This is a genomic window from Corynebacterium kalinowskii (assembly GCF_009734385.1).
GTDB classification, from domain to species: domain Bacteria; phylum Actinomycetota; class Actinomycetes; order Mycobacteriales; family Mycobacteriaceae; genus Corynebacterium; species Corynebacterium kalinowskii.
Genome location: NZ_CP046452.1, coordinates 548992 through 575802, shown reverse-complemented (window position 1 = coordinate 575802; position 26811 = coordinate 548992). Strand labels below are relative to the sequence as shown.

The window sequence follows — 26811 nt, the reverse complement described above, 5'->3', positions numbered from 1 at the left end:
AATCTCACCTGCCTGCTTTACTGCTAGTGGTTAAGGCTGCATCACGCCGTCGATAAGGCGTGCAGACTCGGACAGCAACATTGCTGCCTCGCGTTCCTTAGCAGCGGCGCCGGTGCCGCCCAGGTTGCGGTCGACTGGCTTCTCGTAGAGTGCGGAGCCGCCGTGCATCGCGCCCAAGATGCGGCGCAGGCCGGCATCTTCACGCGCGGCTGCAGCCTCACGCCAGGACGCAACACGATCACCGAGCGCTGCCTCGAACGCTGCTGGGTGCACGATCGCGATCAGTGCGGAGACGTGACCAAAGCCGAGCGAGGTAACCAGACCGGCCTTGGGAGCCTTCGCGCGCAGATCCAGCTGGGAACGCAGCCAGACCAGCGCGTCGTTCTTAGCCAGCGCCGGATCGACACAGTCGAGAGCGCGGTTCGGAGGAACCACACCGGAGCGAAGGACCTGGGTCAAACCGATCATCTGGAATGCTGCAGCGCCACCCTTGGCGTGACCGGTGAGGGTCTTCTGAGAGATGACGTACAGCGGGTTGCCCTGCGTACGGCCGATCGCGCGAGCGATGCGGGTGTGCAGGTCAGACTCGTTCGGATCGTTGGCCTCGGTGGAGGTGTCGTGCTTGGACACGACCGCGATCTCATCCGGTGTGACACCCACTGCAGCCAGCGCGTGAACCAGGCGAGAATCCGTGCCGCCACGGGCTGCGCCCAGAGCGCCCAGACCAGGAGCCGGGATGGAGGTGTGCGCGCCATCCGCGAAGGACTCTGCGAACGCTACGACGCCCAAGACAGGCAGTCCGAGGTCAGCCGCCACGGAACCGCGAGCCAGCAGGATGGTACCGCCACCAGCGGATTCCACGAAGCCTCCACGGCGACGGTCGTTCGCGCGGGAGAAGAACTTATCGTCAATGCCCTTGGCACGCATGACGCCGGAGTCGGCGGTAGCGGCCATGTCGCCGAAGCCCGTGATGCCTTCCATGGACAGGTCGTCGAGGCCACCGGCGACCACGAAGTCAGCCTTGCCCAAACGGATCTTGTCCATGCCTTCTTCCACGGATACCGCGGCGGTCGCACAAGCGGCTACTGGGTGGATCATCTGACCGTAGCCACCGACGTAGGACTGCATGACGTGGCCAGCCATGACGTTCGGCAGGGCTTCCTGCAGGATGTCGTTCTGGCGTGGCTCGGCGAGCAGACCATCAACGAACAGGGAGCGCAGGGAGGCCATGCCGCCCATGCCGGTGCCCTGGGTGGAGGACACGCGGGTTGGGTGCAGGGAACGCATGATCTCTGCCGGGGTGAAGCCGCTGGACAGGAAGGCGTCCACAGTGCACACCAGGTTCCAGACTGCGACGCGGTCCAAGTTGTCGATCATGTCCGCAGGGATGCCGTAGACCGATGGGTCGAAGCCCTCTGGGATCTGGCCACCGACGAAGCGGGACATCGCCATGCGGCGAGGCACGCGAACTGCGGAACCAGCCTTGCGGGTGACAACCCACTCCCCTGCTTCTTCGTCGAAGTGCGCCGTCGTAGTGTCTGGCTCGGAGTCAACGAAGGTGCGAGCGGCAGCTTCATCGGAGACGTTGAAGTTAAGGTCGCGATCCAGGTAGACAGTGGTGAGCTCTGGCATGAGGTTGTCCACCATGCCGAAGTCATCGTGGTACTGGCGTACGCCGACGCGGGCGAGAACCTCGTCGTGGTAGCGATCGAAGATGTCTTCTTCTGCTACTGGGTCGTCGGAAGCGTCGTACCAGCCTGGCTTTGGATCCTCGTCCCAGTGGATGAGGCCCATGGACCATGCCAGCTCGGTGACGCCGGCGGCGGACAGGGAGCCGGTGAGCTCGGCGTCGAAACGCGTGCGGGCAGAGCCGTATGGGCCAAGCTCGCCGGCGCCGACGATGACAACCATGTCCTCGAGACGCTGCGTGACCTCGAAGGACGGAGCGGTGGCTTCGAAGCGACGGTATGGCGTAGGCAGTGCCTTGATGGTCACAGGCTTTTCGACGTCCTGCTCCGCGGCAGCAGCCTGCGCTGCAGCGCCACGAGCCAGTTCGGCCAAGTTCAGATCAGCCTCGCCAAGTCCGCCGGTGAAGTCCTTCACCACTGGTGTCTGAGCAGCTTCTTCGCGCACGGAAGGCGCGACCTGTGACAAGAGTTCTTCTGCGATCTCGTTGGTGGCGTAGGTGCGCACGCCAGCTGCCTCGACGGCCTCGACCAGTGGGTCGTTGCCGCCCATGAGGCCGGTGCCGCGTACCCAACCGATGAGAGCGTGGACCAGGGAGGTGCGATCGCCCCACACTGGTTCTGCATGCCAACGGGTGACCAGCGCATCAAGGGCAGCCTTGGACTCGCCGTAGGCGCCGTCGCCACCGAAGCGGCCACGGTTCGGTGAACCTGGGATGACCACGTGCAGTCGCTTGCCGATCTCGGTGTCTACACCGATCTCGGACAGGCCAGCGATCAGACGCTCGACGGACCACAGCAGCAGACGCATCTGGTTCTCGGCCTGTGGACCGGCATCTGCGAGGGAGCCGGAAACGCGCGGCGCCGCGAATGGGAAGAGCAGGGTCGGAACCAATGCCGGCTTGAGGACCTTCTTGGCACCGTTCACGGTTGCGGTCTGCTCGTTGCCGATCCACTCGATCACGGCATCGAGATCCGTGTAAGAGGACAGGTTTGCTGGGACGATCCACAGCGCAGCCTGGCCGCGGGCAGCGGAGCGGTAGAGCTTCTTGTAGAACTCCAGGCGGCCATGGTTCAGGCTGGAGGTGGTGACCACCACGGTGGCACCGCCAGCGAGCAGGCCTTCGGTCACGGCTGCTGCGATGGAGTTCGGGGATGCGCCGGTGACGACGGCAACGTCGGAAGCGTACTGCAGGGCATCCGTAGTACGAGCCTGCTGAGCCAGCTCGGTCAGGCCGAAGTACTCAGCCTGCTGAGCTGCAGCTTCGCCAGCACCAGTGATGTCCAGTTCAGAGATCTCACCGAGCGCGAAGCGGGTGATGTCTTCACGAGCCGAAGCCCAACGGTCATCCAGCAGGACGGCCTTGTCAGCATCGAAGCTTGGTGCCACCTGGCGAGGCCAGTCGGAACCGAGTTCGCGGGAGACCAGCTCGAAGAGATCAGCGTTGTCTTCCCGTTCGCTCAGGCCATGAGCTGGGGATTCGGCAAGACCCAGGGTGCTGAGGATCGTGCGAGCCGTCTCGGCCAGCACGCCTTCCCGACCAGTGACAGCCTCAGCGAACTCACCGAGTGCAGCGGAGTCCACTACGCCGCCGCCAGCGCCACCAGCGGAAGGCAGGCCAACGGAGATGCCGCGGCGGGAGGCGACGGCTTGGACTGCGGCGTCGATAAGCGCGTCCAGCTCAGACGCATTGGACGGAGCTGCCGGGGTGAGCGTCGCCAGGTCGCCGCCACGCAGGGATGCACCTTCGCGGGCACCCATGACGATCTCGGCCTGGACATGGTCCGCCCAGCCCTGACCCAGCTGCCAGGTTCCGGTGACGCGCTCGGCGATGTAGCTCGGACGCTTGCCGGTAGGACCGGTGATGCGACGCAGTGCATCTGCAGAAGAATCAGAGAGCACTGGGCCGAAAGCGCTGTAGCCCTTGGCCATGCGGGACACGGTGTTCTTGAGGTCGGACAGCTCGGCATCAGCGGCGCCATCGATGGCACCGAGGCCGAATTCGACGCCGAGGTCCAGCAGGAGCTGGTTACGTCGGGAAGACACGCCCTCGACGAGGGTTTCGATGGAGTCGGTGGCAGCCATCTGATCTGGGCGAACCTTGGTCCAGATGGCAATCAGCATGTCGGTGGCATCGCCAGGGGTGAAGGCAATGTCCTCTGGACGTGGGCCGCCTGCAGGAGCTGCAGCTGGTGCAGGAGCAGCCTCGGTAGCCCGAACGGCCACGTTTTCAGCTGCTGGTGCTGCTGCCTCGGAAGCCGGTGCTTCCTCCACCTCGCGGGTGAAGGCGTCGGTAGCGAAGACGGTAGCGGCGTCGCGCTCGATGTTGAGGACCTCAATGTCCACGTCGGCGTACTGCGGCAGGCGCAGGGTCTGGCCGAGCATATTGGCGATCGTCGGAGCGGAACCGACACCCACCTCGACAAAGCGATCCACCTCAAGGGAGGTCAGCGCCAGGTGCTGGGTTTCGATCCAGCGCACTGGGGAGGCAAACTGCCAGGCCAGGAGCTCGATGAGCAGTGTGCGGGCGAGCTTCTGCTCATCCTTTTCCGCAGCCTCGTAATCAGCCAGGATCTCATCAAGCAGGTGCGAGGAGACGACCTCGGCCATGGATTCGACGAATTCGCGAGACAGCTCGAACGGGCGGGCTACCAGGTTCGGAATGTAGCGGCCGATCAGAATGTCTAGGTCAATCTCGTGCGGAATCAGGGAATCCAGGTGATCGCGGAATGCGCCCACACCGTCGCGCAGGTGCGAGGAGTGGAATGGGACGTCGATGCCCGGGATCTGGATGAAGGCACGCATACCCGGCGCGCGCTTTTCCGCATCCGCGGCGAGCGCAGCGAGCCCCGCACGAGTACCGGCGACGGCGTACTGGACACCGGCGATGTTGTAGTTGACGATTTCGAGGAACTCGCCGGACTCCTTGGCAATGCCCTCCACGTATGGGAAGACATCCTCAGCGGAGAGCTTCATCTTGTTCGGACGCAGTGCAGCGAGGCCGTAGTTGGAGACGCCATTAGCGTCGCGCTCGACCAGACGGTGCATGGTCAGGCCACGGGCGTAGACGATCTCAACAACGGACTCGAGGGAGAGCACGCCAGCGTACGCCGCGAGGGCGTTGTACTCGCCCACGGAGTGACCGGCGAAGTAGGCGCGCTGGTTAAGAGCTGATGCCTCACGCATTTCGGCGACCTGTGCGCAGCCCAAGGTGGCCATGCCGACCTGGGTGAACTGGGTCAGGTAGAGCACGCCGTCTGGGTGCTGGAACTTCTCGCCCTTGACAATGACTTCGGATGGGTTGTTGCGGACGATTTCCAGGATGGAGAAGCCAAGCTTGGTGCGGGTGTGTGCGTCTGCGCGGTCCCAAATCTCGCGGGCAGCCGCGGACGACTGGTACGCAGCCATGCCCATGCCTGGGGACTGGATGCCCTGGCCTGGGAAGGCATAGAACGTGCGAGGTGCGGCGATAACGGCGGTGCCGGTCATGACCAGGTTGCCGTCGACCTTTGCGGTGATCTCGCGAACCTCGCCAAAGCCTGGGCGGTTGTCGACGCCCGAGCGCTCGACGGTGAACTCGATTTCGGAGCCTGGGAGCACTGGTGCGAGCATCGTCGCGGTGTACTCCATGACCTTCTTCGGCTCGGAGCCTTCGAAGCCTGCGGAAGCAATGAGCTCGGCGATAGCGGAGGTCCACATGCCGTGGACGATCACGCCTTCTGGGAGTCCCGCCAGGGCTGCGGCTTCGTTGGAGACGTGAATCGGGTTGCGGTCGCCGGAGACGATCGCAAACGGCTTCATGGAGGTAGGTGCCACGACCTTGGCGTAGGCACGGAAGGAGCGTGGGGTGTCCACCACAGTTGGGAACACCGAGGTGTTGGTGCGGGCGGTCATCTTGCCGTTGCGGCCACGGATGGCGAAGCGCTCAGACAGCTCGGCGGCCAGTAGCTCGCCACGGTCTGGGTAAGTGGCGTACACGCGAGCGCGAACAACGACGACACGACCCATGTCGGTGTCGGAGACCTCATCTGCGGTGGCTTCCACGCGAATCGGCACGGACTGTGCAGGCAGTTCATCTGGCTGTGCCTCGACCAGCTTGATGTGGTGCTCGAGGTGGACCAGGGAGAGCATGCCTTCCACCACGGAGGCGGAATCGGTGCCTGGGATAACCGCGGACTTGACTGCGGAGAAGATGGCAGGCCATGCGAGACCGACGATGACATCCGGTGCGGTGCCCGCTGGGGTCACGGTGCGGTCCAGGTGCGCAGCGGTGACGTTGTTGTAGTCAGCGATGTGGGCCACGGACAACTCGGTGTTCCAGCGTGCGACACCATTGTCAACGGCTGGAAGCTCGCCACCTGCTGCGATGCGGGTGAGTTCACCCATGGCAGCCTCAGCGTCTTCCTGAGTGACGGTTGGGACGCCGACCTCAGGGAGCGTGAAGCGGATCTTCAGATCTGCGGTAGTACCTGGCGCGGTGGAGCCGACGAGTGGGACGGTCAGTTCAGCGTGAGTGTCGTCCAAGTCGCGCAGCGTTGCGCCGGAAGCGGAGTGGGTGGCGCCACCTTCAGTCAGGGTCCAGCCTTCAGGGGAACCAAGTCGAGCGACCATGGATGGGACGTTGCGGCCAGCCCAGTAGGTTCCTTGAGCAGCAAGAACGCGGTCGGTGGCAGTCTTTGCAGCTACCACGGAATCCTCAAGCAGGTCGATTGCGGCTTGGTTAAAGCGGCCAAGCAGCTCGGCAACTGGCTCGTTCGCGCGGGTGATGCCCGCGACCGCTGCCGGTCCTGGGATGACGCAGACCTGGTCGGCGTCGTAACGCGCGTCGTGTGCCTGCCACAGGGAGTCGGAGCGCCACCAGCGGCGCACGTCCTTGTCGATCACTGGCACGAAGTTCACTGGCTTGCCCGGGGTACGGCACAGGCCAAGGAACCACGTGACATCGGCTGGGTGCAGGATGTCGTCGGTTGGGTACAGCTCGGCAAGCTTTGCGACGGCCTCGGCTGGGTTCTCCCCCAGTGCAACCTGTGGTTCGAAGTCGCCGTGGTCCTGGGAGATGAGGCGAGCCTCGGTGCGCTCGATCATCTGCGCAAAGCGGTTCTTCCAGGACACGTCGGTCCATTCGCCCTGGAATGGACCGGAAAGCTCCAAGTAGCGGTTCAGCCACTGGGCGTAGGTCATGTCCTCAAGGTCACCGAAGTACACCTTGCAGGTCTTTGCCATGGCGGCGATGATCTCATCGCGCTTTTCGGCGACTGCCTCTGCGTCACCGGCAACGGAGTCAAGGAGACGGCCACACTTGGCAAAGGAGTTATCGATCTCGTGGATGTCAGCGCCGAGCTGGGAACGACCGGAAGCCATGCCGAAGGCTGCGGCGCCAGCGCCCACCCACTCGTCCTGGCCCTTGGTCTCTACCAGGAGCTGCTTGACGGACTCGGAGGTCTTTGCCTCGAGGGTAGCCATGGCAGCGGTGCCAACCAGGATGCCGTCGACAGGCATCTTTGGCAGGTCGTACTTGGTTGCCCAGTCACCGGTGATGTACTCAGCGGCGCGCTCAGGCGTACCGATGCCGCCACCGACACACAGCACGGTGTTGGCGGTGTCGCGGATCATGCCGTAGGTGGCGATCAGCAGGTCATCGAGCTCTTCCCAAGAGTGGTGGCCACCGGCCTTGCCGCCCTCCACCTGCAGGATGACCGGAACCTCAGGCACGGAGCGAGCGATCTCGAGGATCTGTCGGACCTGCTTGATGGCACCCGGCTTGAAAGCGATCCATGGGAAGCCGTTGCCGCGCAGCTCGTGAATGAGCTCGACAGCTTCATCGTGCTCTGGGATGCCTGCGGTGATGACCACGCCGTCGATCGGTGCGCCGTTGAGTCGGGCCTTCTGCACCAGGCGCTTGCCACCGATCTGCATGCCCCACAGGTAAGGATCCAGGAACATGGAGTTGAACTGAGCGTTGACACCAGGCCCCAGCAGAGAGTCCAGCTTGGCAATGTTGCTTTCCAGGATCTCCGGAGTCACTTGACCGCCACCTGCGAGCTCAGCCCAGTGTCCAGCGTTAGCAGCAGCTGCAACGATCTCCGGATCAACGGTGGTTGGGGTCATGCCAGCGAGCAGCATTGGGCTGCGGCCGGTGAGCTCGGAGAACTTGGTAACCAGCTTGCCGTTTTCCACGCGTGGTGCGAACTGGTCGTAGGACTCTGGGCGGGTTGGGGCGGAACCGGCGTCGAAAAGCGCGGATTGACCGGCGGCGGTGCCGATCTGGACGTTGCCTACGCCACGGCCCGCAGAGACGATGGTGGTCAGTGCGCAGACGCCTTCGCCTGGGCCGACATCGAGGAGCCACTTGGAGCCCTCGTCGACAACGGTGGTGACATCTTCTACCCAGTCTTCTGGGGTGATGAGGATTTCAGTGGCCAGCGCGCGGGCGAGTTCTGCGTCGAGTCCGGCCTGCTCAGCCCACTTCACGGTGAGCTCGACAGCCGGCATCATTGCGGTGTGGTGGAAGGCGATCTGCACGCCCAAGAACACGAACTTCGGTGCGAACGGGGTGCCACCGCGCTTCTTGCCCTCGATGTCGCGAGCGTCCTTGGCAGCAAGCTTTTCCAGCTTCGCTTTCAGCGTCTCGAGTTCCGCCGGTACGCCCACGGCGACGTACCAGTTGCGGGCGTTACGCAGGCCGATCTCAATCCCGGTGCCCTTGACGGCGGCTTCGAGCTGCTCGCGAGTGATGCCCCTAATGGACAGCATCGGCGTTGCTTCGCCGGAAGGTACCAGGCCTGCCTCGCGGGCAGTTTTGCTACCAGCAGCACCGATGAGTTGGGCGATAGCAACAAATTCCGCGGCGCGAGTCAGGTCCTTCATGGCGTGCGCGCCGAGGATTCCCTGGGAGTGTCCGATTGCGGACTGCGCGCGCTCGATGTCGAGGCCCTGAGCCTCGAGGGTGATGAGGGTTGCGAGCTGTGCGGTGATGATGCCTGGCACGCTAATCGACGCCATCGATGCGTCAATCAATGGTGGCTGGTCAGCTTGCGCCCATGCGATCGGCTCGAAACCGAATGGTCGAGCGGCGGCGATCTCGTCCGAAACACCGGCGAGCTTGGCCGCAGCCTCATTGACGATGTCCGTGATTCCCCGGCCTGCGCCTGCGGCGATGGCGGTGCGCAGTCCAGCGAGCCAATCAACGCCCTGTCCTGCAAAGACCAGCGTAAATGGCGTGTTGTCTAGCTCATCGATGAGTCGATTCGCACCGTCAAATCGCAGGATATGCTGCTCAGTCACGTACTTTTCCTCTTTCTGTTGCCAGGGCACACTTCACCCATTTGTTGGGATAACGAAAGCAAATATGCCACAGATCGTGAGGAAACCGTCATGTTTGAGCGGCGTTTAGTTAGCGTGTCAAAACATCCCCCGCTACTTTTCGCTGCTCGGGGGTTATTTTTGAGTCTGAAACTACTTTAAAGCGCCCTACCCCAATCTTGGGGGTGAATCCGATTCAAGCAGTTGAGCCACGACGGCGCGAGCATTTTCCAGGCGATCTTCCTCGCTCAGCACCTGGCCATCAAAGACCTGACACTCGCTTTCGGGCACGACTTCATCGTTTTCCTTGATGCCCCGGTCCGCGATGTAATCGTCGATATGTCGCGAAATACTCATGCTACTCACCCTACCCAGTCACGTTCTGTTCGCTAGATTAGGACCTGCGTCACTATTCCTTAATATTATGACCCCCATCTCCGCAAAGGATCATCATGAGCACACTCCCCAACGTCGGCACCACAGGGCTGGCCAACATCGTCGACAACTCCACAATCATGGACAACGGGATTCGCCCACTTATCGACGGCACTCCCCGCATCACCGGTCGAGCTTTCATTGCCCAATGCGGGCCAGGCGACAACCTGATGATGCACGCAGCGATTTACCGAGCCCAACCTGGCGACATCATCGTCTGCCACTCCGGAGGAACCGATCCTGCCGTAGCCGGAGGCAATGTCTGCGCCGTAGCCCAGCAGCGCGGCATCGCGGGCTTCGTCATCGACGGCAATATCCGCGATGTCGATGAAATCCGTGACATGGGACTCCCCGTGTTCGCGCGCGGGCTATACCCGAAGCCAGGTTCCAAAAAAGCCCTTGTTCCGGCGGAGACTGTCACAGTTGGTGGCGTCGAAGTCCGCACCGGCGACATCGTTGTCGCCGATGAAGACGGCATCGTGGTCGTTGCTGCTGCTGACGCCGAGCAGGTCTTTGCCAAGGCTGCCGAGAAGGAACGCGCCGAGTCTGAGGCAGGCCTTGCCGCGTGGACCGCGGACCACCGCGCAAAAGTGCTCGCAGCACTCGAAGCTGGTGGCGACTTCGAGGGACTGCCGGAATAGGTAGCTGTCGGTGAACCTACAGCGGCGTTACGGATGAGACCTCTATCCGCGTGCAAGGTCCCGGCGTCGAAAAGCGAGCCAGGCCAGGACCAACAAGGCCGCCCCCAACACGCCCAGCGCTAGCTGCGCATCACCATCAGCAGCCGCCACTGGAACCGTACCCACAACATGCACGAAAGAAGTGTTTTGCAACCATTCCGGCATGCGCAGCGCGGTACCCAGGAGGCCCACCAAAACAGTCCATGCAGGCAGGAGCCACGCCACGGCACGCAATCGAGGAGCAACGCCGACCCAAAAGGACCCGATTGCCACCATCGCAAGAACGGGAATGAGCAGGTCAACGCCCGCCCCTACCGCATCCGAAAGCGCTGCTGGGCGGTCCAGGACCAGACGCTGTACTAGCCCAAGTACCGTCACCGCACCGAAGAGCGCCACCCCCGCAACCAGCAGCGATGACGCATTCCACACCAACCACCAGAGTCCCCGCGAGTAGCGTCCGGCATGTAGCAATCCCAACCGAGAAGACAACTCCGAAGTGCCGTGCGAGAGCAACACCGATAGCCCAGCCGCTGTAGCCAACGCAGCAGCCAGCAACACCGCAACAACAGTGGCCATGTGTTCCGGCACCATTCCAAAGGCTGCCGCGAGCGAAGGATTCGACGCAATTGCATCCACAAACTCCTGCGACATCGCACCAATCGCAGCGGCCCACACGACTATTCCAATGAGCCAGCCAGCGCTAGCGCCAACGGTCACGCGCCACAGGAATCCCCACGGTGTGGCCAGCCCTGGCCGGGCGACAGCACGGCCCAGACGCGTCGGAATGACACCAGAGCCAAGATCGCGGCGCGTGCATACTGCGACTCCGGCACCCGCGGAGGCTAGAGCCAGCGCCAAGAAAGAAAGGTAGGGCCAGAGCTCGGGGTCTCCCCAGGGTTTGGCCTCTGCCACCCAGCTCATCGGGTTCACCCAGGTGAGGTCCAGGCCTAGGCCGTCGACAAGCGCGCGGGCAATGAACGCAGCAAAGACCGTGCCGAGGGCAAGGCCGGTGGCGGTGCGATAGCTGCCGGCAAGTTCGCCGAGGAGCAGGCCCATGCCGCTGAATGCCAAGCCGAACAATGCGAGAATCACCACAAAATGCGCAGCACCGACCCACGGAAGATCTTGCGTGACCAACCCACAGAATGCGAGCAGCGCAAACAACTTCCAGGACAGGAGCGCAGACACGAAAGCTGCCAATGGCACCGCGGGGCGTGCTACCGGGCAGGCGGTGATCAGCTCGAGAGCACCGGAAGATTCGAGACGACGTGTGAGCCGAAGCGTTTGAAAGGCGCCGACGATCGGGATGGCCAGCTGCCCCATAAAGCCGAGCTCCACAGCGACGATGCCTCCCACGGTGTCGACATCATAGGAGCGGCCATTGAAGGCAGTCGCAGCTGGCGAGGCGGCCATCGTCGCGGCGTAGATCTCTCGCGCAGCTAGATCTGGATACAGCTCAGAGATGCCAGCGGCAATCAGGGTAACCAGCACTGCCAGCAGGATCGGTGCCCCGAGGAGCATCCCCCAGGAGGTGCGCCATTGCAGACGCAACATGCGTAACCAGCCGGCGGTCATCGGGAGGTCTCCTCGTAGTGGCGCCAGAACAACTCGTCCAAGCTGGCGGGCGTGACGGTGAGATCCGCCGGCTTCTGCTCGGCGAGTCGAGATACGGTAGCGACGACATCCGTCGGCGCAACATCTCGCCGCACCAGACCTTTACCCGGCCACCTCGCTTCAATGCGGACTGTCGCCTGCGCCCGCAACGCATCCAGCGAATCCGAAACGATGTCTTTACCTGCACGGATGATGGTGACTCGGTCGCAGAGTTGTTCCACCTCGGACATGATATGGCTGGAGAGCAGCACGGTGCGCCCTTCCGCTTTCGCCTCCCGAACCGTGTCAATGAAGCGCTGCTCCATGACTGGATCCAGCCCGGAGGTCGGCTCGTCCAGAAGCAGCAACTCAGCCTGCGTTGCCAGCGCCGCCACCAGCGCAACCTTCTGCCGATTTCCCTTGGAGTAGCTACCTGCCTTGCGTCGCGGATCTAGTTCGAAGCGATCGATCAGCTCGGCGCGTCGCCGTGGATCCAGGCTGCCTTGCAAGCCACCGATGAGGTCGATGCATTCGCCTCCGCTTAACGACGGCCACAGTGCCGTATCCCCCGGCACATAGGCAACCCGTTTATGCAGTTCCGCCGCGTCAAGCCAGGGATCACCACCAAATAGCCGCAGGTGTCCTTGGTCGAGCCGGAGCTGACCCAGGATGGCCCGGATGGTGGTGGATTTTCCCGCTCCATTGGGCCCCAGGAATCCGTGGACCTCTCCGGTTTTGACATGCAGGTTTAGGCCATCCAGTGCAGTGACACGGCCGAATTTTTTAGTTATCCCCTCGGCCACAATCGGGGAGTCGGTGTCATTTGATAGTGACTGTCGCATAGCTGCAGTGTAACCCAATGTGACACTGACTGTCATATTTGTGCTTTAATTCATGGAGAACCCCAGCTAAGGAGGCACAATGGCAGGCTTGCGCGAACGCAAAAAGGCAGCAGCAATGCGCAACATTCAAAGCGTGGCAATCGAACTGTTCCGCGAGCACGGCTTTGACAACGTCAAAATCGAAGACATCGCCACTGCTGCCGAAACCTCCCCCTCCAGCATTTACCGCTACTTCGGTACTAAAGAAGGACTTGTCCTCCACGACGAATTCGACGACAGCATCCTGAACACTTTCAGCCAATGCATCCACGATGGACGCACCGTTGCCGAAGCCGCCAGCATCGCCCTCGAAAGAATCGGACACGCGCACTTCGTAACAGAACGCGACAGCACGCTCTTCCGGTTCGAACTATGGATGAACCACCCTGCCATCCAGGCCGCCGCCGCACTCCACCTGCTCAAGATCAGTGACCAGGTAGCACTGCTCCTCCACGAAACCGGCGAATACACCCTCCCCGAAGCCAATTTTGTCGCAGCAGCAACCATCAACGGCTTCATCGCAGCGATCCGCAGTTGGCAAGCCGACGGCGCCACCGGATCCGCGGAGGAGTACGTCATGAATGGCCTTCAGGCCTTGGGCCGGGCGCTAGGGTAGCTGGGCCTGATAACCGATCAAGGCAGCTTGGACCCGGTTTTCCACACCGAGCAGTCCGAAGATTGTTCCAAGATATTGTTTGACTGTTCCTTCGCTTAGGTGCAGCCGATCCGCGATTTCGTGATTGCTCGCTCCAGTTGCTAGTTCAGCCAGCACTTCACGCTGCCTAGCCGTAAGCTCTGCCATCCGATCCCGCGCCTGCTTCTTAGCTTGAATTCTCTGCACTGCCCCACTGCCGATCAGCCAGTTGGCGACGCGTGGCGAAAACACGGCACCTCCCGCAGCCAAACCCCGCACTTGGCGTGCTAAGTCCTCTGGAGAATCGGATTTGAGCAAAAATCCCTGCGCACCTTGAGCAATCGCAGCTTCAATGAGGGATTCCTGCCGGAAGGTCGTGAGCATTGCCACCGGCGCCACTACCCCGATCCTTCGCAGCTCTGCCAGCGTCGCGAGCCCATCCAGTCGAGGCATCCTGATGTCCAGCAAGATCACATCCACACTGCTCGCACGAACTGCTGTAACCAGCTGCGCTCCGTCTGCAGCCTCTATCAAGACCTCAATATCCCCGTAATGTGCCAGCAGCTGCGCAATCCCGGCGCGCACCAAGGCATCATCATCCGCGATGGCAACTCGGATCATTGTTTGATCCCCTTCTGAGCGAGCGGAATGCGGGCTTGAACGACGAACCTACCACCCTCCTCGGCAGCATCACACTGGCCACCCAGCTCAGACACGAGCGCGCGAACTCGCTTCAATCCAGAGCCAGTACCGACCTGTTCTCGATCCAGCACACGATTGCTAATGTTGACAACCAAATCGGTTCCCGCAGCTGAAGTGCCGAGCGAAACAGCCTGGCCCGGCGCGTGCTTCGCCGCATTTGCGACGCCCTCAGCCACCACACGCGCCAACACCGTGCGACCCGTGGAATCGAGCTGATCGATGCCCTCAAGTTCCGCCTGAATCTCAGTTCCTGCGCGCCGAGCGTGTTCGAGAATATTCCCGATGCTGACTTGGGTTGGTGGAATGGACTGCCCGTCGTCGAGAAGCAGCACCAGCCCACCGATTTCATCCAAAAGGTCTGCCAAGTCGGTGCGCAGTGCTTGCAGTTGAGCAGCCTCCTTCGTACCCGGCGCTGCTTCTTGCCACATTGTGCCTAATCGCAAGATCGCATGCCCGAGCCGGTGCCCTATTCGATCATGAATCTCACCCGCCAAGGACATGCGGTCTCGCAGTAGCGCCTCCCGGACCGCAGTACTTTGTTCGGCTGACAAGGCCTCAGCCAATTGCCAACCTCGTTCGAGTTCTAAGCGCTCCAAGTGGCGAGCGTGCAGCCACGTGTGGAATCCGGTTGCAATCGCCACTGCCCCCAAAAACCAAAGCAAAGAATTGATCGCTGCAGCCAGGGAGTTTTCATACGTAAACGCACCGACGCCTGCAGAAACAATCAAGCCAAAAAGCACCCCGGACAGGCCCGGCTTAACACGCAAGACGACCGCGAAAACGACGATTAAGGCCAGCCACCACAGGGAGCCGTAACCGACGGCCAATCCGCAGCAAGCTGCCATCGCAAGCCAGGGAAGTATTGTGCGCATACCAAAATTCTAGAGTTCTCTAGCCCCAGAGAACACTGACTTTAGTTAGTTGCCTTCTTTACTTTGTGTGGTGTTTTCTTACTCGCTAGAGCGGTTAGTTTGAGGCATAACCTACTAGGAGGTACCTCATGCTGGCACGTATTTTTGCACTTCTTCTCGCCGTAGTGCTTTTCCCAATTCCATTAGCCGGAGCCCAAGAAGGGACAAACATACAACGTTACGTGGACCAGATGGTCGCCAGCGGAGTGCCGGGTGCTGCGATTGTCGTGACTCAGGGGGACCGCATCCTTGCCACAGGCAGTGGTGGCGAGCTCGATACAAACTCACGAGTCCCTATCGCCTCCCTTACCAAGGCTTTCACTGCTACTGCTGTTATGAAGCTGGTTGAAGATGGTCGAGTAGATCTGGATGAACGGGCTGCAAAGTACCTCCCCGAATTTCAGTTGGATGACCCACGAGGTGAATTCATCACTGTCCGCCAACTCCTCAACCAGTCTTCAGGGATCACGGATGCCACGCTGGGATTTAACCAGTACCAGGTGGGAAATGTGCGCACCGAAGACGCAGTACGGCAGCTCTCTCGCACGCGGCTAGCCTATGATCCCGGCAGTTCTTGGGACTACTGCAATGCAAACTATTGGGTGCTGCAGCAACTGATTGAAACGATCTCTGGTGAACCGTTGGCTGAGTTTCTAGCTCAAAACGTGCTTGAACCGCTGGGCATGACCGATACCGGATTCGCTAACACCCCGGCGACTTTGCCAGAGCTAGCCCCCACCTATTCTTATGCGTTTGGCCGCCCGATTTCACTTGCCCAGCCCGAGCTGTTTTATGGTGGCGCCGGCGGCATGGTTTCTACTCTCGACGACCTTGGCATCTGGCTTCGTTTTCAGCATGGCTTCATTCCTGGCGTGTTGACTTCGGATTCTTTAGCAGAACTACACCGTCGGCAAAGTCCGTTGCACCAATACAAGGTCGGTTATGCGCTCGGATGGTGGAGCGGAGAGCCCGCCGATGGCGGCATCCCGCGTGTCTCTCACAGTGGCAGCGGACCGGGCGTAAGTACTTATGCCGGACTCTTTCCGGACAACATCGCTATCGGGGCGCTTATCGACGCCACTGGTCCACAAGCAGACCGCGTAGCAGCTGATATTCACGGGTTACTGGTGGGCAACGACCCCACTAACGTACAACTGGCTCCACCAGCTTGGCCCGATGTCTGTGCAGTGCTATTCAGTTTCGTATTCGCGCTGGCCGTGCTGCGGAGTGCCGGTACACCACTGTCAGCATCGCGACTCCGTTTTTGGCTGCTGACTATGTCATTGACAGCGATCACCACTGGATGTTTCTTGGCTCCGCAAACTGTAGCGCTACTGATGAAACGCCAGGCAAGCTGGGGAATGCTGTGGCACTATTCTCCGGTTTTCACGCTCGTCCTCCTCAGTATTGGCACCCTAGCGCTTCTGAGCGTTGCAAGTAGATTGATTCGACGTTTCTCAACCACGGTCTAATCCAGCCACCTGCCCGCCGCGATCGGCTGACCTTCTGCGCGATTCATTCAGGGAGCCAATTGGCATGTGTTCGATTTCGGTTGATTGCTAGTTGTAACTAAACCGACAGGTAACGCAGTTTGCCTGCCATTTACCGCAAGGCAATGAGCGGAATCTTCCAAAGCTTCTGCGTGCCATTGTTTCGCTCATTTCGTGCAACAGTCGTGCAGTATCTCTGTCATTTCGTGGCGTTTGTGTCGCCTATGTCGTGACCCCAATTTTAGCGTTTCCACTGGTAGGCAAAAGAAAACCCCGCTCAGCAGGTGTGCTGAACGGGGAAATAGTGGGCCTGGGGAGACTTGAACTCCCACGTCCTAAGACACTGGAACCTAAATCCAGCGCGTCTGCCAATTCCGCCACAAGCCCGTGGTTTTTCATATAGTACACGCCCAGGCCAGCTCACAAAAAATCATGAGTACACTAGTGCTTTGTGAGTGAAGAAAACCGACCCAAGAAACGCGTGCGGATCTCGCATTTGATTTTCCTCACGCTCGCGGTGGCCGCCACGCTTGGCCTTGCATACTGGCAGTGGACCCGCTTCCGCGCCGGATCTGGCACCTTCCAGAACTTGGGATACGCTATTCAGTGGCCCGCATTTGGAGCATTCATCGTCTACGCCTACCGACGCTACATCCAGCTGGAAAATGAATATGCCGAAACTGGCGTAGCTCCCGTCGAACTGGAAAAGCAGCAACGCCAGGCGCAAGGCGAGGTCACGGAGATCTCGGAAGACTTCCTCCCGGAACGCCCCACCATGGATGTTGAAGAATTCAACGCACACAACGAGCCACGCAGAAGAAGGAAAGAGCAATGACCCAGCCCCAAATCCACCCAGAACGCCAAGCTCGTGTGCGCAAAGCACTGAAGTTCTTCTCCACCGCCGCCTTTGTGACTGGCATTTGGCTGCTCATCTTGGTTGCCGAGATGATTTACAAGTACCTCATCTTGCCGTCACCAAGCGATGCCCCGGGCTGGTTCTTCTACGTGGCCCAAGCACACGGTGTGTTCTACATGATTTATCTGATCACCACCGTGAACCTGGGCATCAATGCACGCTGGGAACCGCTGAAGTGGATCACCACTGCACTCGCGGGCACGATTCCTTTCCTTTCCTTCGTTGCAGAGCATAAGCGTCGCAAGGAAGTAACCGCTCAGTTCCAGCTGTAGCAAAAATGAAGCGACCCGACCCCTCCCCCCCCCGTGACTGCCGCGGGAGAGTTCGGGTCGCACGTTTCTGTGCGGGCGCGCTAGAAGCCTTGTCTAGCTGGTTTGTTAGCCAAAGCGAACCGGTAGTACTCCCGATTCTTTAGCCCAGCAGCCGCAGCCGCATCCAGCACAACGGTGGCATGCGGGTGCAGCTGCAGTACAGAAGCTGGGCACCAAGCCGCTACCGGACCTTCCACCAGCGCAGTCACCGCTTCCTGCTTTCCAGCCCCAGTGGCGATGAGCAACAAATGACCGGCTTCAAGAATCGTCCCCAGCCCCTGGGTAAGCACGTGACGCGGCACTTGGTCTTCGTCGCCGTCGAAAAAGCGCGCGTTGTCCCGGATCGTTTGCGGATGCAGCGTTTTCAATCGAGTTCGCGACGCCAGCGATGACCCTGGCTCATTAAACCCGATATGACCGTCGGAACCGATTCCCAGGAGTTGGAGGTCTATTCCGCCAGCATTCCTGATAGCAGCATCGTAGCTCGCACCCGCTGTCAGTGGATCAGTACTGGTGCCGTCAGGGCTCGCAACCAGTGCATCATCGATATCAACGGCGTCGGTGAATTCACGTCGAATCGTGCGGTAGTAACTTTGCTCGTGTTCGCGGGGCAAGCCCACATATTCATCTAGCAGGAACGCTCGACACTCCGCGAAGCTCAAGCCTTCTTCGCGGTGGCGCCGGATCAATTCCTGATACGTCTTTACCGGGGTGGAGCCAGTGGCCAGCCCGAGGGTTTTGCCCGCGCGTGCATAAGACTCGATGATGTCCGCCGCGATCACTTCGGGACGATCAGTGATAACGATTTCCACGGTTAACCTACTTCTTTTGCTTCCCGGAACACCCGGGTGATCTGCAAGTTTGAGTCGCACAGGATGAAGTTTGCTGGTGAGTTCAGCTCGATAGTCGCACGGTGCGGCCGTCCTACGAGGCGATGCCCGCTGGTGCAGGCCTGAAGGATTTCTGCCAAAGGATGGCCCGCGCGTGCTTGTCGACGAAGCTGATCAATCACTCGCGACGTGCCGCCAGCAATCGCCCCTTCCGAGCCATCGCTAGTGGTCAGTCGAGCAACTCCGTCCGCTACTGTCACGTCGAGCGCACCCAGGGTGTACTGACCATCCGCTTTGCCCGCTGCAGCCATGGCATCGGAGACGAAGGTAACGTGCTCTGCTCCAACGAGGCTGAGCACCATAGCTACTGTCGCGTCGTCGAGATGTACGCCGTCGGCGATGAGTTCTACTGTGGCCTCCCCTGCGGCAGCAGCTTCCAACAGCGCGGCCACGGCGCCGGGGCTGCGATGGTGCAGTGGAGGCATTGCGTTGAAAAGGTGCGTTGCGGTGACGCTGGCGCCTCGTTTGACGGCGTAGGCGATGGTAGCTGCGGTTTCGGCAGCTGCGGCATCAGTGTGCCCCAAGGACACGATGACGTTGTTGTCCGCGCAGATATCGATGAGCTCGTGGACATGAGCCGTCTCTGGGGCGAAGGTAATGGAGCGCAGGTTGCCGCGTGCTGCTTCGATCATGCGTTGGAGCAAGTCTGGGTCGCCGGGGATTATCGCTGCAGGATCCTGGGCACCGCAGCGGCAGGAATTAATGAACGGACCTTCCGCATGGATTCCATCGATGGCTTCGAGATCTACGGCGTCGGCAAGCAATCTCAGCTGTGGCAACAACCGCTCGGCAGGCAGGGAGACCGTGGAGGCAAGCAGCGTCGTTGAGCCGTTGCTGCGGTGATGACGCGCGGCGGCCAAGCAGCCAGGGAGGTCTGAACTCGGGAAGGACTCCCCCGCCGCCCCATGGGTGTGGATGTCTGCCAAGCCCGGAAAGGCGATCAGGTCCGCGGACCCTTCGATGGGCTCCAGCCCCACGATGACACCGTCGGAGATGGTGATGCTGTGCGTGCCCAGGTTGGCCCCTGGCAGCACCACGGTAGCGAGGAACGACTCAGTCATGAGCAGCCACCGCAAATTCATTGGTAATCCAGGCAACATCAGTGATTGCCGTGCCCACGATGATGGCGTCTGCACCCGCTTGCCGGCCGAGCCGGACGTGGCCTGGGCTGTGGAATCGTCCTTCACCGATAAGGAACACTTGGTCACCGAGACGGCTGCGGATCTCCTTAATCAGCTCCAAGTCTGGCCCGTCGGACTTCGCACGGTGCTCCGTGTACCCGGCCAGGGTGGTGGAGATCAGATCGGCACCAGCTTCATGTGCGGCCACGGCTTCCTCTGCCGTTGCGATGTCTGCCATTGCTAGCGCTCCCGCCTCGTGCACGGCGTGGACTTGGTCGGCGAAAGTAGAGCGATCCTGGCGAGGACGAGAAGTGGCATCAATGGCGACCACAGTGGCGCCCGCCTTGGCGACGGCCACTGCCGAGGCCACGGAAGGAGTGATGTACACGCCGGTTTCGCCTTCCTTAGTCAACCCGATCACCGGAAGGCTTACTGCCGCTGCGATCGCCTCGATGTCTGCGAGCCCGCCGTAGCCACCACAACGGATTGCGGTGCTTCCTCCTGCCTCGGCGGCTTTCGCAAGGAACGCCATGGTGCGCGTATCGCGAAGCGGATGCCCATCGGGGGCTTGCACAGACACGATGAGGCTGCCGCGAACGGTATCGAAGAACGTGGTGCTATTCACTAGTTATTCTCCTTTGCACGCCAAGCTGGCCAAGTACCCCGCGCCAACGAGTGGCGCATTGGTGCCCAGCTGGGCAGGCAGAATTGGGATGGTATCTATCGGATGTAGTGCGTGTTGCCGAAAGCCCTGAATCAGTGGCTCTAAGATCGGATCCCCGATGGCACCGACACCGCCGCCAATGATGAGCGCATCGATATCGATTGCCGAGGCAAAGCCAGCGAGCGCCTCACCGAGGGCAGCCATATTGCCGCTGATCACCGTGTGGGCGGTAGCTTCTCCAGCATGGTAGCGCTGCATGATTTCGGGAAGTTGGATGTTGCTGCCGGTCAACTCGTTGTAACTACGCGCCAAGCCCGGCCCAGCGGCAAAGTCCTCCACCGGCGCTGCGTGGCCGTCAGGCAGCCGTCCGAGCAGCGCACGAAGCTCCCCTGCCGTGTGGTGTGGCGAGTCAACGAGTCGTGCGCCTCGGACGAGTGCACCCCCAACCCCGGTGCCCAGACTGACGAACAGCGTATTAGCAACGCCCTGCGCAGCACCAAAGACGGATTCACCGAGTCCCATGATGCGGACATCGTTGTGGACGGCAAGCGGGACATCGAACTCATTTCGGATGGCATCTGCGATGTTTGTGCCGGCCCAGCCCGGCATGGTTGGTCCTGCAGATACCACTCGGCCTGCCACAGGATCGATGACTCCCGGCGCGCCCACGCCGATGGCATCGATCGTGCGCCCCTGCTGGCGTGCAGATTCGACGAGTTCACGGATTACGCCCAACACTGCGCTCATAACGTCATGCGTAGGGGTCGGAGTGCGCCCGACAGCAGTAACGGTGGTCGGGCTAGCGTCGTCGATAAGCCCGTAGGCGATTTTGGTGCCGCCGATGTCTACACAAGCGCAAAGGTTAGACATGGATCTTCTCATCGATCATGCGCTTGAGCGGACCGTAGTGTACTTCGAGGGTTCGGAGCAGCTCTGCTTCGTCCCCGGCTTCGAGTGCCTCGACCATACTGAGGTGGGCATCGACGGTGTCTTTGAGATCACGCTTGCGATCCAACTTAAGCTGTGGCACCGCCTGAGTATGCACCTTCCACAGCGCCATATACAGCTCTTGGATCAATTGATTGGACAACTTACTGTTGAGTTCCTCATGGAACTTGCCGTCCGCTTCAGTGATCGACTTGCCTTGTTCAAAGCACTCCTGCATTTCGGCCACAATCTCACGCAATCGATCCGTGGAATGCTCTTGATACGCGATGATGAGCTTCGAGGCGTTGAATTGATCGAACGCGATACGGGTATCCACCACTTGTTTGAGGTTGCGCAGGGCACTGTCTCGATCAATGGTCAGTCGCAGTGTGAGCCCATCCACCAAGGGGGCGAGCGACATCTGCCCAACATAAGTGCCGTGCCCGTGGCGGATCTCCACTACATCGAGCGAAGCAAGGGTACGCATGGCTTCACGAACTGAGCTTCGGGAAACTTCTAGCAGCTCGCACAGTGCGGCTTCTGAGGGGAGCATATCTCCGGGCTTGAGAGAATTATCACGAATGTAGTTCTCAATCGCCGTGACTGTGGGATTGAGCTTGTGTTTTCCACGCAACTTTGACATTGCTGTTCCTTTTGATCATCGGAAGGGCCGTGTTTATTCGGCGATTCCTGCAGCTTATCGACGGCCTCTGAGAGACGAACTCGCAGGATTGTGCTTTCCCAACCGACTTTAGCAGAAATCCTGTACAACATCAGACGTCTGACGTATGCTGTTCTTAACAGCTGGTGAACAGCAACGAGTTCGCCACAATCCACGACCCCATAACCGCATATCGGCAGAATTCGTTTTCCACCTCCACCCCTGAAGATGGAAAACTCCACGAAAGGAAGAACCATGACCCGCGCATACTCCCGCCGCGATTTCATGAAGATCACCGGAGCCATCAGCGCCGCCGCCGGCCTCTCCGCCACCCTTGCAGCCTGTGGCAGCCCAGCACAGAACGGCGGCAGCGATGCTCCAGCCGCAGACCCAAGCGCCAAGAAGGATGACGGCACCCTCACCGCAGCCATCTCCTACGAGCTCGGCACCAACGGCTACGACCCAATGAACACCACCGCAGCCCTCACCGTGGCCGCCAACTGGCACACCCTCGAAGGTCTGACCGAGATGGATCCAGCCACGGGCAAGGTCTACGCCGCTCTGGCCAAGGAACTGCCAAAGGCCTCCGGAACCACCACTGAGGTCACCCTCCGCGACGGTGCGCAGTTCCATGACGGCAGCCCAGTCACTGCCGACGACGTCGTATTCTCCTTCGAACGTGTCCTGGACAAGGCAAACAAGTCTCTCTACGCATCCTTCATTCCATTCATCGAGAAGGTAACTGCCAAGGATGACAAGACCGTCGAGTTCACCCTCAAGCACGAAACTGGTGTTTTTGCCGACCGCCTAGCCGTGGTCAAGATCGTGCCAAAGAAGGCCGTTGAAGCCGGTGCAGATGCATTCGCCGCTAAACCAATCGGTTCTGGCCCGTACAAGATGACGGATAACGGCGGCACTTCCAAGACCATCCAGTTCGAGCGTTTCGATGCCTACAACGGCCCACGCCCAGCATTGGCTAAGAAGATGACGTGGCAGATCATCCCTGATGCCTCCACCCGCACTAATGCCATCCAGTCCAAGACTGTCCAGGCCATCGACTCAGTGCCGTACCTTTCCGTTGAGCAGCTCAAGGCAGTTTCCACCGTGGAATCAGTCCAAGGTTTCGGCCTGTTGTTCGCAATGTTTAACTGCGCACCAACCAGCAAGTTCAATGACGTAAAGAACCGGCAAGCATTCATGTACGCCCTCGATATGAACAAGATCATCGAGACCGGCATGCTCGGCCAGGCTACCGCCGCCACCAGCTTCCTACATAAGGAACACCCGAACTACAAGGAAGCCAAGAACGTCTACTCCTTCAAGCCGGAAAAGGCACGCGAGCTGTTTGCCGAAACCGGATTGACGGAAATGCGGCTGCTATGCACGGACCACGACTGGGTCAAGAAGTGCACCCCGCTCATCGAGCAGTCCCTCACTGGCGTAGGCATCAAGGTGGAGTTCATCGAGAAGAAGTCCTCGGACGTCTACAACACCATCGATGGCAAGCCAGAAGCATACGATGTTGTCATCGCCCCAGGTGACCCATCAGTCTTCGGCACCGACCCCGACCTACTCATGCGCTGGTGGTACGCAGGAGACACCTGGACCGATAGCCGCATGCACTGGAAGGGCAGCGAAAGCTACACCGAAGTCCAGCAGCTGCTCGACGAGGGACTCAAGTCCACCGACTCCTCTGTCCAAGATCAAAAGTGGGCCGAACTGTTTGACAAGCTCTCGGAGTACATCCCGCTCTACCCATTGTTCCACCGCAAGAGCACCACAGCATGGGACAAGTCCACGTTGATTGATTTCAAGCCGATCTCCCTGACCGGCCTTTCCTTCCTGGATGTCGCTACCACCAAGTAGCCCCTACTCCAGCAGTCAATTTACCGGCCGGCCCGCTAGCGGAGTCTTCCACTACCAAGGCGACCTTTCTGGGCCGGCCGGACCGTGACACACGAACTTTGACGTTGAGCGCTGCCCTTCGTACGAAGCTGGGCGAGAACTCAACCGGAATTAAGGACAGCATATGTCAAACCTCGTCCGCCTCATCGGAAGACGGCTGGTAGCTCTCCCGATCATGATCCTCGGAGTGACTTTCCTAGTCTTCTTCATCATGTCCTTCAGCCCCGCGGACCCGGCGCGCCTAGCCCTGGGTGAATCTGCCTCCTTGGAAGCGCTCGCAGAATACCGCGAAGTCCATGGGCTCAATGACCCATTATTGGTGCGCTATTGGGATTTCTTGATGGGCATGCTGCGCGGTGATCTAGGAACTACTACCGGCAACGCTTCGGTGACCGATGTCGTCGCAAAAGCATTCCCCATCACCTTGCAACTTACTTTCCTCGGCCTCATCATTGCCGCCGTGATCGCCCTGGTCTTGGGCGTAATCGCTGCGCTTTACCGTGATAAGTGGCCGGACCAGATCATCCGAGTCATCTCGATCGCATCGCTGGCAACCCCCTCCTTCTGGCTAGCAATCCTGCTCATCCAGTGGCTTGGCACCATCCCTGGCGGCATGGGAATGTTCCCCGCCCTCATCACTGCTTGGGTTCCGTTTGCGGAGAACCCTTCGGTGTACATGAACAATATGTTCTTGCCGTCGTTCGCACTCGCAGTTCCCGTCGCAGGCTCGCTTACCCGCGTGGTGCGTACCGCGATGGTGGAAGAACTCGACAAGGATTACGTGCGCACCGCGATCGGCTCGGGTATCCCGAAGTCGGAAGTGATTTCTCGCAACGTTTTGCGCAACGCGCTGATCACGCCGATTACCGTTCTTGGTCTGCGCGTGGGTTACCTCATGGGTGGCGCGGTGATCATTGAGATCATCTTCAATATCCAAGCAATGGGCCAGCTCATCCTCGATGGTGTTACCCGCAATGACGTCTACCTCGTCCAGGGTGTCACCCTCACGGTGGCCATCGCATTCATCATCATCAACATCATCGTGGACATGCTGTACGTCCTCGTTAACCCACGCATCAGGAGCATCTAATGCGTAGAAAACTCACTGAACAACTAGAGTCCCAGGCCGGGCAGCGTTTCCAAGGAATCAAGGCTCTGCCTATCGCATCCAAAATCGCACTCGGTTTCCTGACGCTGGTGGCGTTGATGGCGATCTTCGCGCCGCTGCTCTCTAGCTACAGCCCATTAGAGTCCAACGTTCCGGTACAACCACCAAGTGCCCAGCACTGGTTTGGCACTGATGCCATCGGGCGAGACATCTTCTCCCGCGTGGTGTACGGTTCCCGCGCTTCCCTGGTCATCGGCATGTGCGCTACCGTTTCGGCCCTCGCCATCGCCGCAGTACTCGGCTCAATCGCAGCGACCGCTGGCAAAGTGGTATCCGAAGTACTGATGCGCATCTTGGACATCATCATGTCCTTCCCGGGCATTGCGCTGGCTGCCGTGTTCGTTGCCGTATTCGGCAATTCCCTACCTGTCCTAGTCTTTGCCATCGGCTTCCTCTACATTCCGCAGTTGTCCCGCGTGGTGCGCGCCAACGTTCTTTCCGAGTTCGGTGAGGACTACGTCTCCGCAGCAAAGGTGATGGGTGCAAGTATTCCGCACATTCTGTTCAAACACGTCGCGCGCAACACCATCGCACCGATCGCTGTGTTTGCCACGGTGCTGGTTGCCGATGCCATCGTCTTTGAAGCCTCGCTGTCCTTCATCAACGCTGGTGTGAAGCCGCCGCTGCCGTCGTGGGGCAACATCCTCGCCGATGGCAAGCAACTCCTGCTCACCGGCGCATGGTGGCCAACCTTCTTCCCCGGCCTGATGATCCTCATCACGGTGCTGGCGCTGAACATCCTGTCCGAGGGACTGACCGATGCAATGGCGTCGCCACGCATCAAGCGCACCATCCGCGTCACTGACGACGACCCCACCATCAACACCGCGAAGTCGCTGGGCGCAGTTTCCGACGAAGAAGCTCGCGTTGCGCTCGACGTATCCCTCGGCAAGCTGCACGACGCCGAGACCGCCGAGAACCGTCGCCTGGTATATACCCGTGCAGAAGCGCCACTGATCCAGGTCAAGGACCTCTGCATCGCTTTCCCGGAGGCACACGGTGACGTCAACATCGTTGACCACGTCAGCTTCGAAGTTTCCCCCGGTGAAACTATGGGGTTGGTGGGCGAATCCGGCTGCGGCAAGTCACTGATCGCCATGTGCATCATGGGATTGCTGCCACCAACTGCGCGCATCACCGGTGAGATCACCTACGACGGCAAGAACCTTCTAGAGATGACTCCAGAAGAGCGCAACGCGCTCCGCGGGCATGACATGGCCATGATCTACCAGGATGCCCTCAGCTCCCTGAACCCCTCCATGCTGATCCGCACCCAGCTCCAGCAACTGATCCGCCGTGGCGGCAAGCGCACCGCGGAAGAGCTCATGGAACTGGTCGGACTGGATCCGGTCCGTACGCTCAAGTCCTACCCGCACGAGCTTTCGGGCGGTCAGCGGCAACGTGTGCTCATCGCCATGGCGCTGACCCGCAACCCGCGGCTGCTCATCGCCGACGAGCCGACCACCGCATTGGATGTTACCGTCCAGCACCAGGTGGTGGACCTGCTCAACGAACTGCGAGAAAAGCTGGGCTTCTCCATGATCTTTGTCAGCCATGACCTCGCCCTGGTGGCCAAGCTGGCACACAAGATCACTGTGATGTACGCCGGCCAGGTGGTCGAACGCGGTAATACTCGTGAGCTGCTCACCGACCCGCACCACGAGTACACCCGCGGCTTGCTGGGAGCCGTGCTGTCCATCGAGGCTGGTGCTAATCGCCTCTACCAGGTACCGGGAACGGTGCCGAGCCCACGGGACTTCATCGACGGCGATCGCTTCGCACCACGCTCCCGCCGACCAGAGCTGGGCATCGGGCAGAAGCCGAAGCCACGCGCCGTTGCTGGGTCCACCACGCACACATACGCGGCCACGGACGATGCGTATGCGGCTCGTAACGGCACTGGTTCTGTTCGCATCGCTGAGAAGGAGAAGTGA

Annotated in this window: 19 protein-coding genes and 1 tRNA gene; 8 read left to right on the top strand and 12 right to left on the bottom strand. The window is 60.3% G+C overall.

Annotation, left to right across the window (positions count from 1 at the left end; all coding sequences use genetic code 11):
• Nucleotides 1-30 precede the first annotated feature (30 nt).
• Together CKALI_RS02685 and CKALI_RS02680 are read right to left on the bottom strand one after the other, a co-directional pair.
• On the bottom strand, nucleotides 31-8970 hold the full coding sequence (locus tag CKALI_RS02685) for a type I polyketide synthase (RefSeq protein WP_156191833.1): 8940 nt from the start codon (nucleotides 8968-8970) through the stop codon (nucleotides 31-33).
• 186 nt (nucleotides 8971-9156) lie between these two features.
• Complete coding sequence (locus CKALI_RS02680) at nucleotides 9157-9345, bottom strand: hypothetical protein (RefSeq protein ID WP_156191832.1); 189 nt, start codon at nucleotides 9343-9345, stop codon at nucleotides 9157-9159.
• A 95-nt stretch (nucleotides 9346-9440) separates the two neighbouring features.
• On the opposite strand from CKALI_RS02680, the gene CKALI_RS02675 reads away from it, so the two are divergent.
• Nucleotides 9441-10064, top strand: a complete 624-nt coding sequence (locus CKALI_RS02675) for an RraA family protein (protein WP_156191831.1) — start codon at nucleotides 9441-9443, stop codon at nucleotides 10062-10064.
• A 42-nt stretch (nucleotides 10065-10106) separates the two neighbouring features.
• On the opposite strand, the gene CKALI_RS02670 is transcribed toward CKALI_RS02675, so the two are convergent.
• Both CKALI_RS02670 and CKALI_RS02665 read right to left on the bottom strand, forming a co-directional pair.
• Nucleotides 10107-11678 (bottom strand): hypothetical protein, encoded by a 1572-nt coding sequence (locus tag CKALI_RS02670; protein WP_156191830.1) that lies wholly within the window; start codon nucleotides 11676-11678, stop codon nucleotides 10107-10109.
• Entirely contained in the window at nucleotides 11675-12538 is an 864-nt protein-coding gene (locus tag CKALI_RS02665) for an ABC transporter ATP-binding protein (protein ID WP_156191829.1), read from the bottom strand. Before CKALI_RS02665 ends, CKALI_RS02670 begins: the two co-directional genes overlap by 4 nt.
• Before the next feature lie 79 nt (nucleotides 12539-12617).
• Here CKALI_RS02665 and CKALI_RS02660 point away from each other — a divergent pair, with 79 nt between their 5' ends.
• Entirely contained in the window at nucleotides 12618-13193 is a 576-nt protein-coding gene (locus CKALI_RS02660; RefSeq protein ID WP_156191828.1) for a TetR/AcrR family transcriptional regulator, read from the top strand.
• Here CKALI_RS02660 and CKALI_RS02655 read toward each other — a convergent pair.
• A complete protein-coding gene (locus CKALI_RS02655) occupies nucleotides 13185-13832 on the bottom strand; it encodes a response regulator transcription factor (protein WP_156191827.1) in 648 nt (215 codons plus the stop codon). The two genes, CKALI_RS02660 and CKALI_RS02655, sit on opposite strands and share 9 nt — an antisense overlap.
• A complete protein-coding gene (locus tag CKALI_RS02650; RefSeq protein ID WP_156191826.1) occupies nucleotides 13829-14785 on the bottom strand; it encodes a sensor histidine kinase in 957 nt (318 codons plus the stop codon). The genes CKALI_RS02655 and CKALI_RS02650 overlap by 4 nt, the downstream gene beginning before the upstream one ends.
• Nucleotides 14786-14913: 128 nt before the next feature.
• Here CKALI_RS02650 and CKALI_RS02645 point away from each other — a divergent pair, with 128 nt between their 5' ends.
• The gene (locus CKALI_RS02645; protein ID WP_156191825.1) at nucleotides 14914-16296 is read left to right on the top strand and encodes a serine hydrolase domain-containing protein; all 1383 of its coding nucleotides are present in this window, start codon (nucleotides 14914-14916) and stop codon (nucleotides 16294-16296) included.
• A gap of 323 nt (nucleotides 16297-16619) precedes the next feature.
• On the opposite strand, the gene CKALI_RS02640 is transcribed toward CKALI_RS02645, so the two are convergent.
• Nucleotides 16620-16701, bottom strand: a tRNA-Leu gene (locus CKALI_RS02640).
• A 64-nt stretch (nucleotides 16702-16765) separates the two neighbouring features.
• Between CKALI_RS02640 and CKALI_RS02635 the strand changes: the two genes are divergently transcribed.
• Nucleotides 16766-17149: a hypothetical protein gene (locus CKALI_RS02635; RefSeq protein ID WP_197079745.1), complete on the top strand. Its 384-nt coding sequence runs from the start codon at nucleotides 16766-16768 to the stop codon at nucleotides 17147-17149.
• Complete coding sequence (locus CKALI_RS02630; protein WP_156191824.1) at nucleotides 17146-17502, top strand: DUF3817 domain-containing protein; 357 nt, start codon at nucleotides 17146-17148, stop codon at nucleotides 17500-17502. The genes CKALI_RS02635 and CKALI_RS02630 overlap by 4 nt, the downstream gene beginning before the upstream one ends.
• Nucleotides 17503-17582: 80 nt before the next feature.
• On the opposite strand, the gene nagB is transcribed toward CKALI_RS02630, so the two are convergent.
• Genes nagB through CKALI_RS02605 form a run of 5 tightly spaced genes read right to left on the bottom strand, consistent with a single transcriptional unit; the run spans nucleotide 17583 to nucleotide 21786 of the window.
• Nucleotides 17583-18353 (bottom strand): glucosamine-6-phosphate deaminase, encoded by a 771-nt coding sequence (gene nagB / locus CKALI_RS02625; RefSeq protein ID WP_156191823.1) that lies wholly within the window; start codon nucleotides 18351-18353, stop codon nucleotides 17583-17585.
• Nucleotides 18354-18355: 2 nt separating this feature from the next.
• Nucleotides 18356-19492, bottom strand: coding sequence for an N-acetylglucosamine-6-phosphate deacetylase (locus CKALI_RS02620; protein WP_156191822.1), 1137 nt, complete (start codon nucleotides 19490-19492; stop codon nucleotides 18356-18358).
• Nucleotides 19485-20177: a putative N-acetylmannosamine-6-phosphate 2-epimerase gene (locus tag CKALI_RS02615; RefSeq protein WP_156191821.1), complete on the bottom strand. Its 693-nt coding sequence runs from the start codon at nucleotides 20175-20177 to the stop codon at nucleotides 19485-19487. Before CKALI_RS02615 ends, CKALI_RS02620 begins: the two co-directional genes overlap by 8 nt.
• A 3-nt stretch (nucleotides 20178-20180) precedes the next feature.
• Nucleotides 20181-21086, bottom strand: coding sequence for an ROK family protein (locus CKALI_RS02610; protein WP_156191820.1), 906 nt, complete (start codon nucleotides 21084-21086; stop codon nucleotides 20181-20183).
• Entirely contained in the window at nucleotides 21079-21786 is a 708-nt protein-coding gene (locus CKALI_RS02605) for a FadR/GntR family transcriptional regulator (protein WP_156191819.1), read from the bottom strand. The genes CKALI_RS02610 and CKALI_RS02605 overlap by 8 nt, the downstream gene beginning before the upstream one ends.
• Nucleotides 21787-22059: 273 nt before the next feature.
• Between CKALI_RS02605 and CKALI_RS02600 the strand changes: the two genes are divergently transcribed.
• The 3 genes from CKALI_RS02600 to CKALI_RS02590 all read left to right on the top strand — a co-directional run bounded on the left by CKALI_RS02600 (nucleotide 22060) and on the right by CKALI_RS02590 (nucleotide 26811).
• On the top strand, nucleotides 22060-23670 hold the full coding sequence (locus CKALI_RS02600) for an ABC transporter substrate-binding protein (RefSeq protein ID WP_156191818.1): 1611 nt from the start codon (nucleotides 22060-22062) through the stop codon (nucleotides 23668-23670).
• Between the two features lie 163 nt (nucleotides 23671-23833).
• Nucleotides 23834-24799, top strand: a complete 966-nt coding sequence (locus CKALI_RS02595; RefSeq protein WP_156191817.1) for an ABC transporter permease — start codon at nucleotides 23834-23836, stop codon at nucleotides 24797-24799.
• Nucleotides 24799-26811 (top strand): dipeptide/oligopeptide/nickel ABC transporter permease/ATP-binding protein, encoded by a 2013-nt coding sequence (locus CKALI_RS02590; RefSeq protein WP_156191816.1) that lies wholly within the window; start codon nucleotides 24799-24801, stop codon nucleotides 26809-26811. Before CKALI_RS02595 ends, CKALI_RS02590 begins: the two co-directional genes overlap by 1 nt.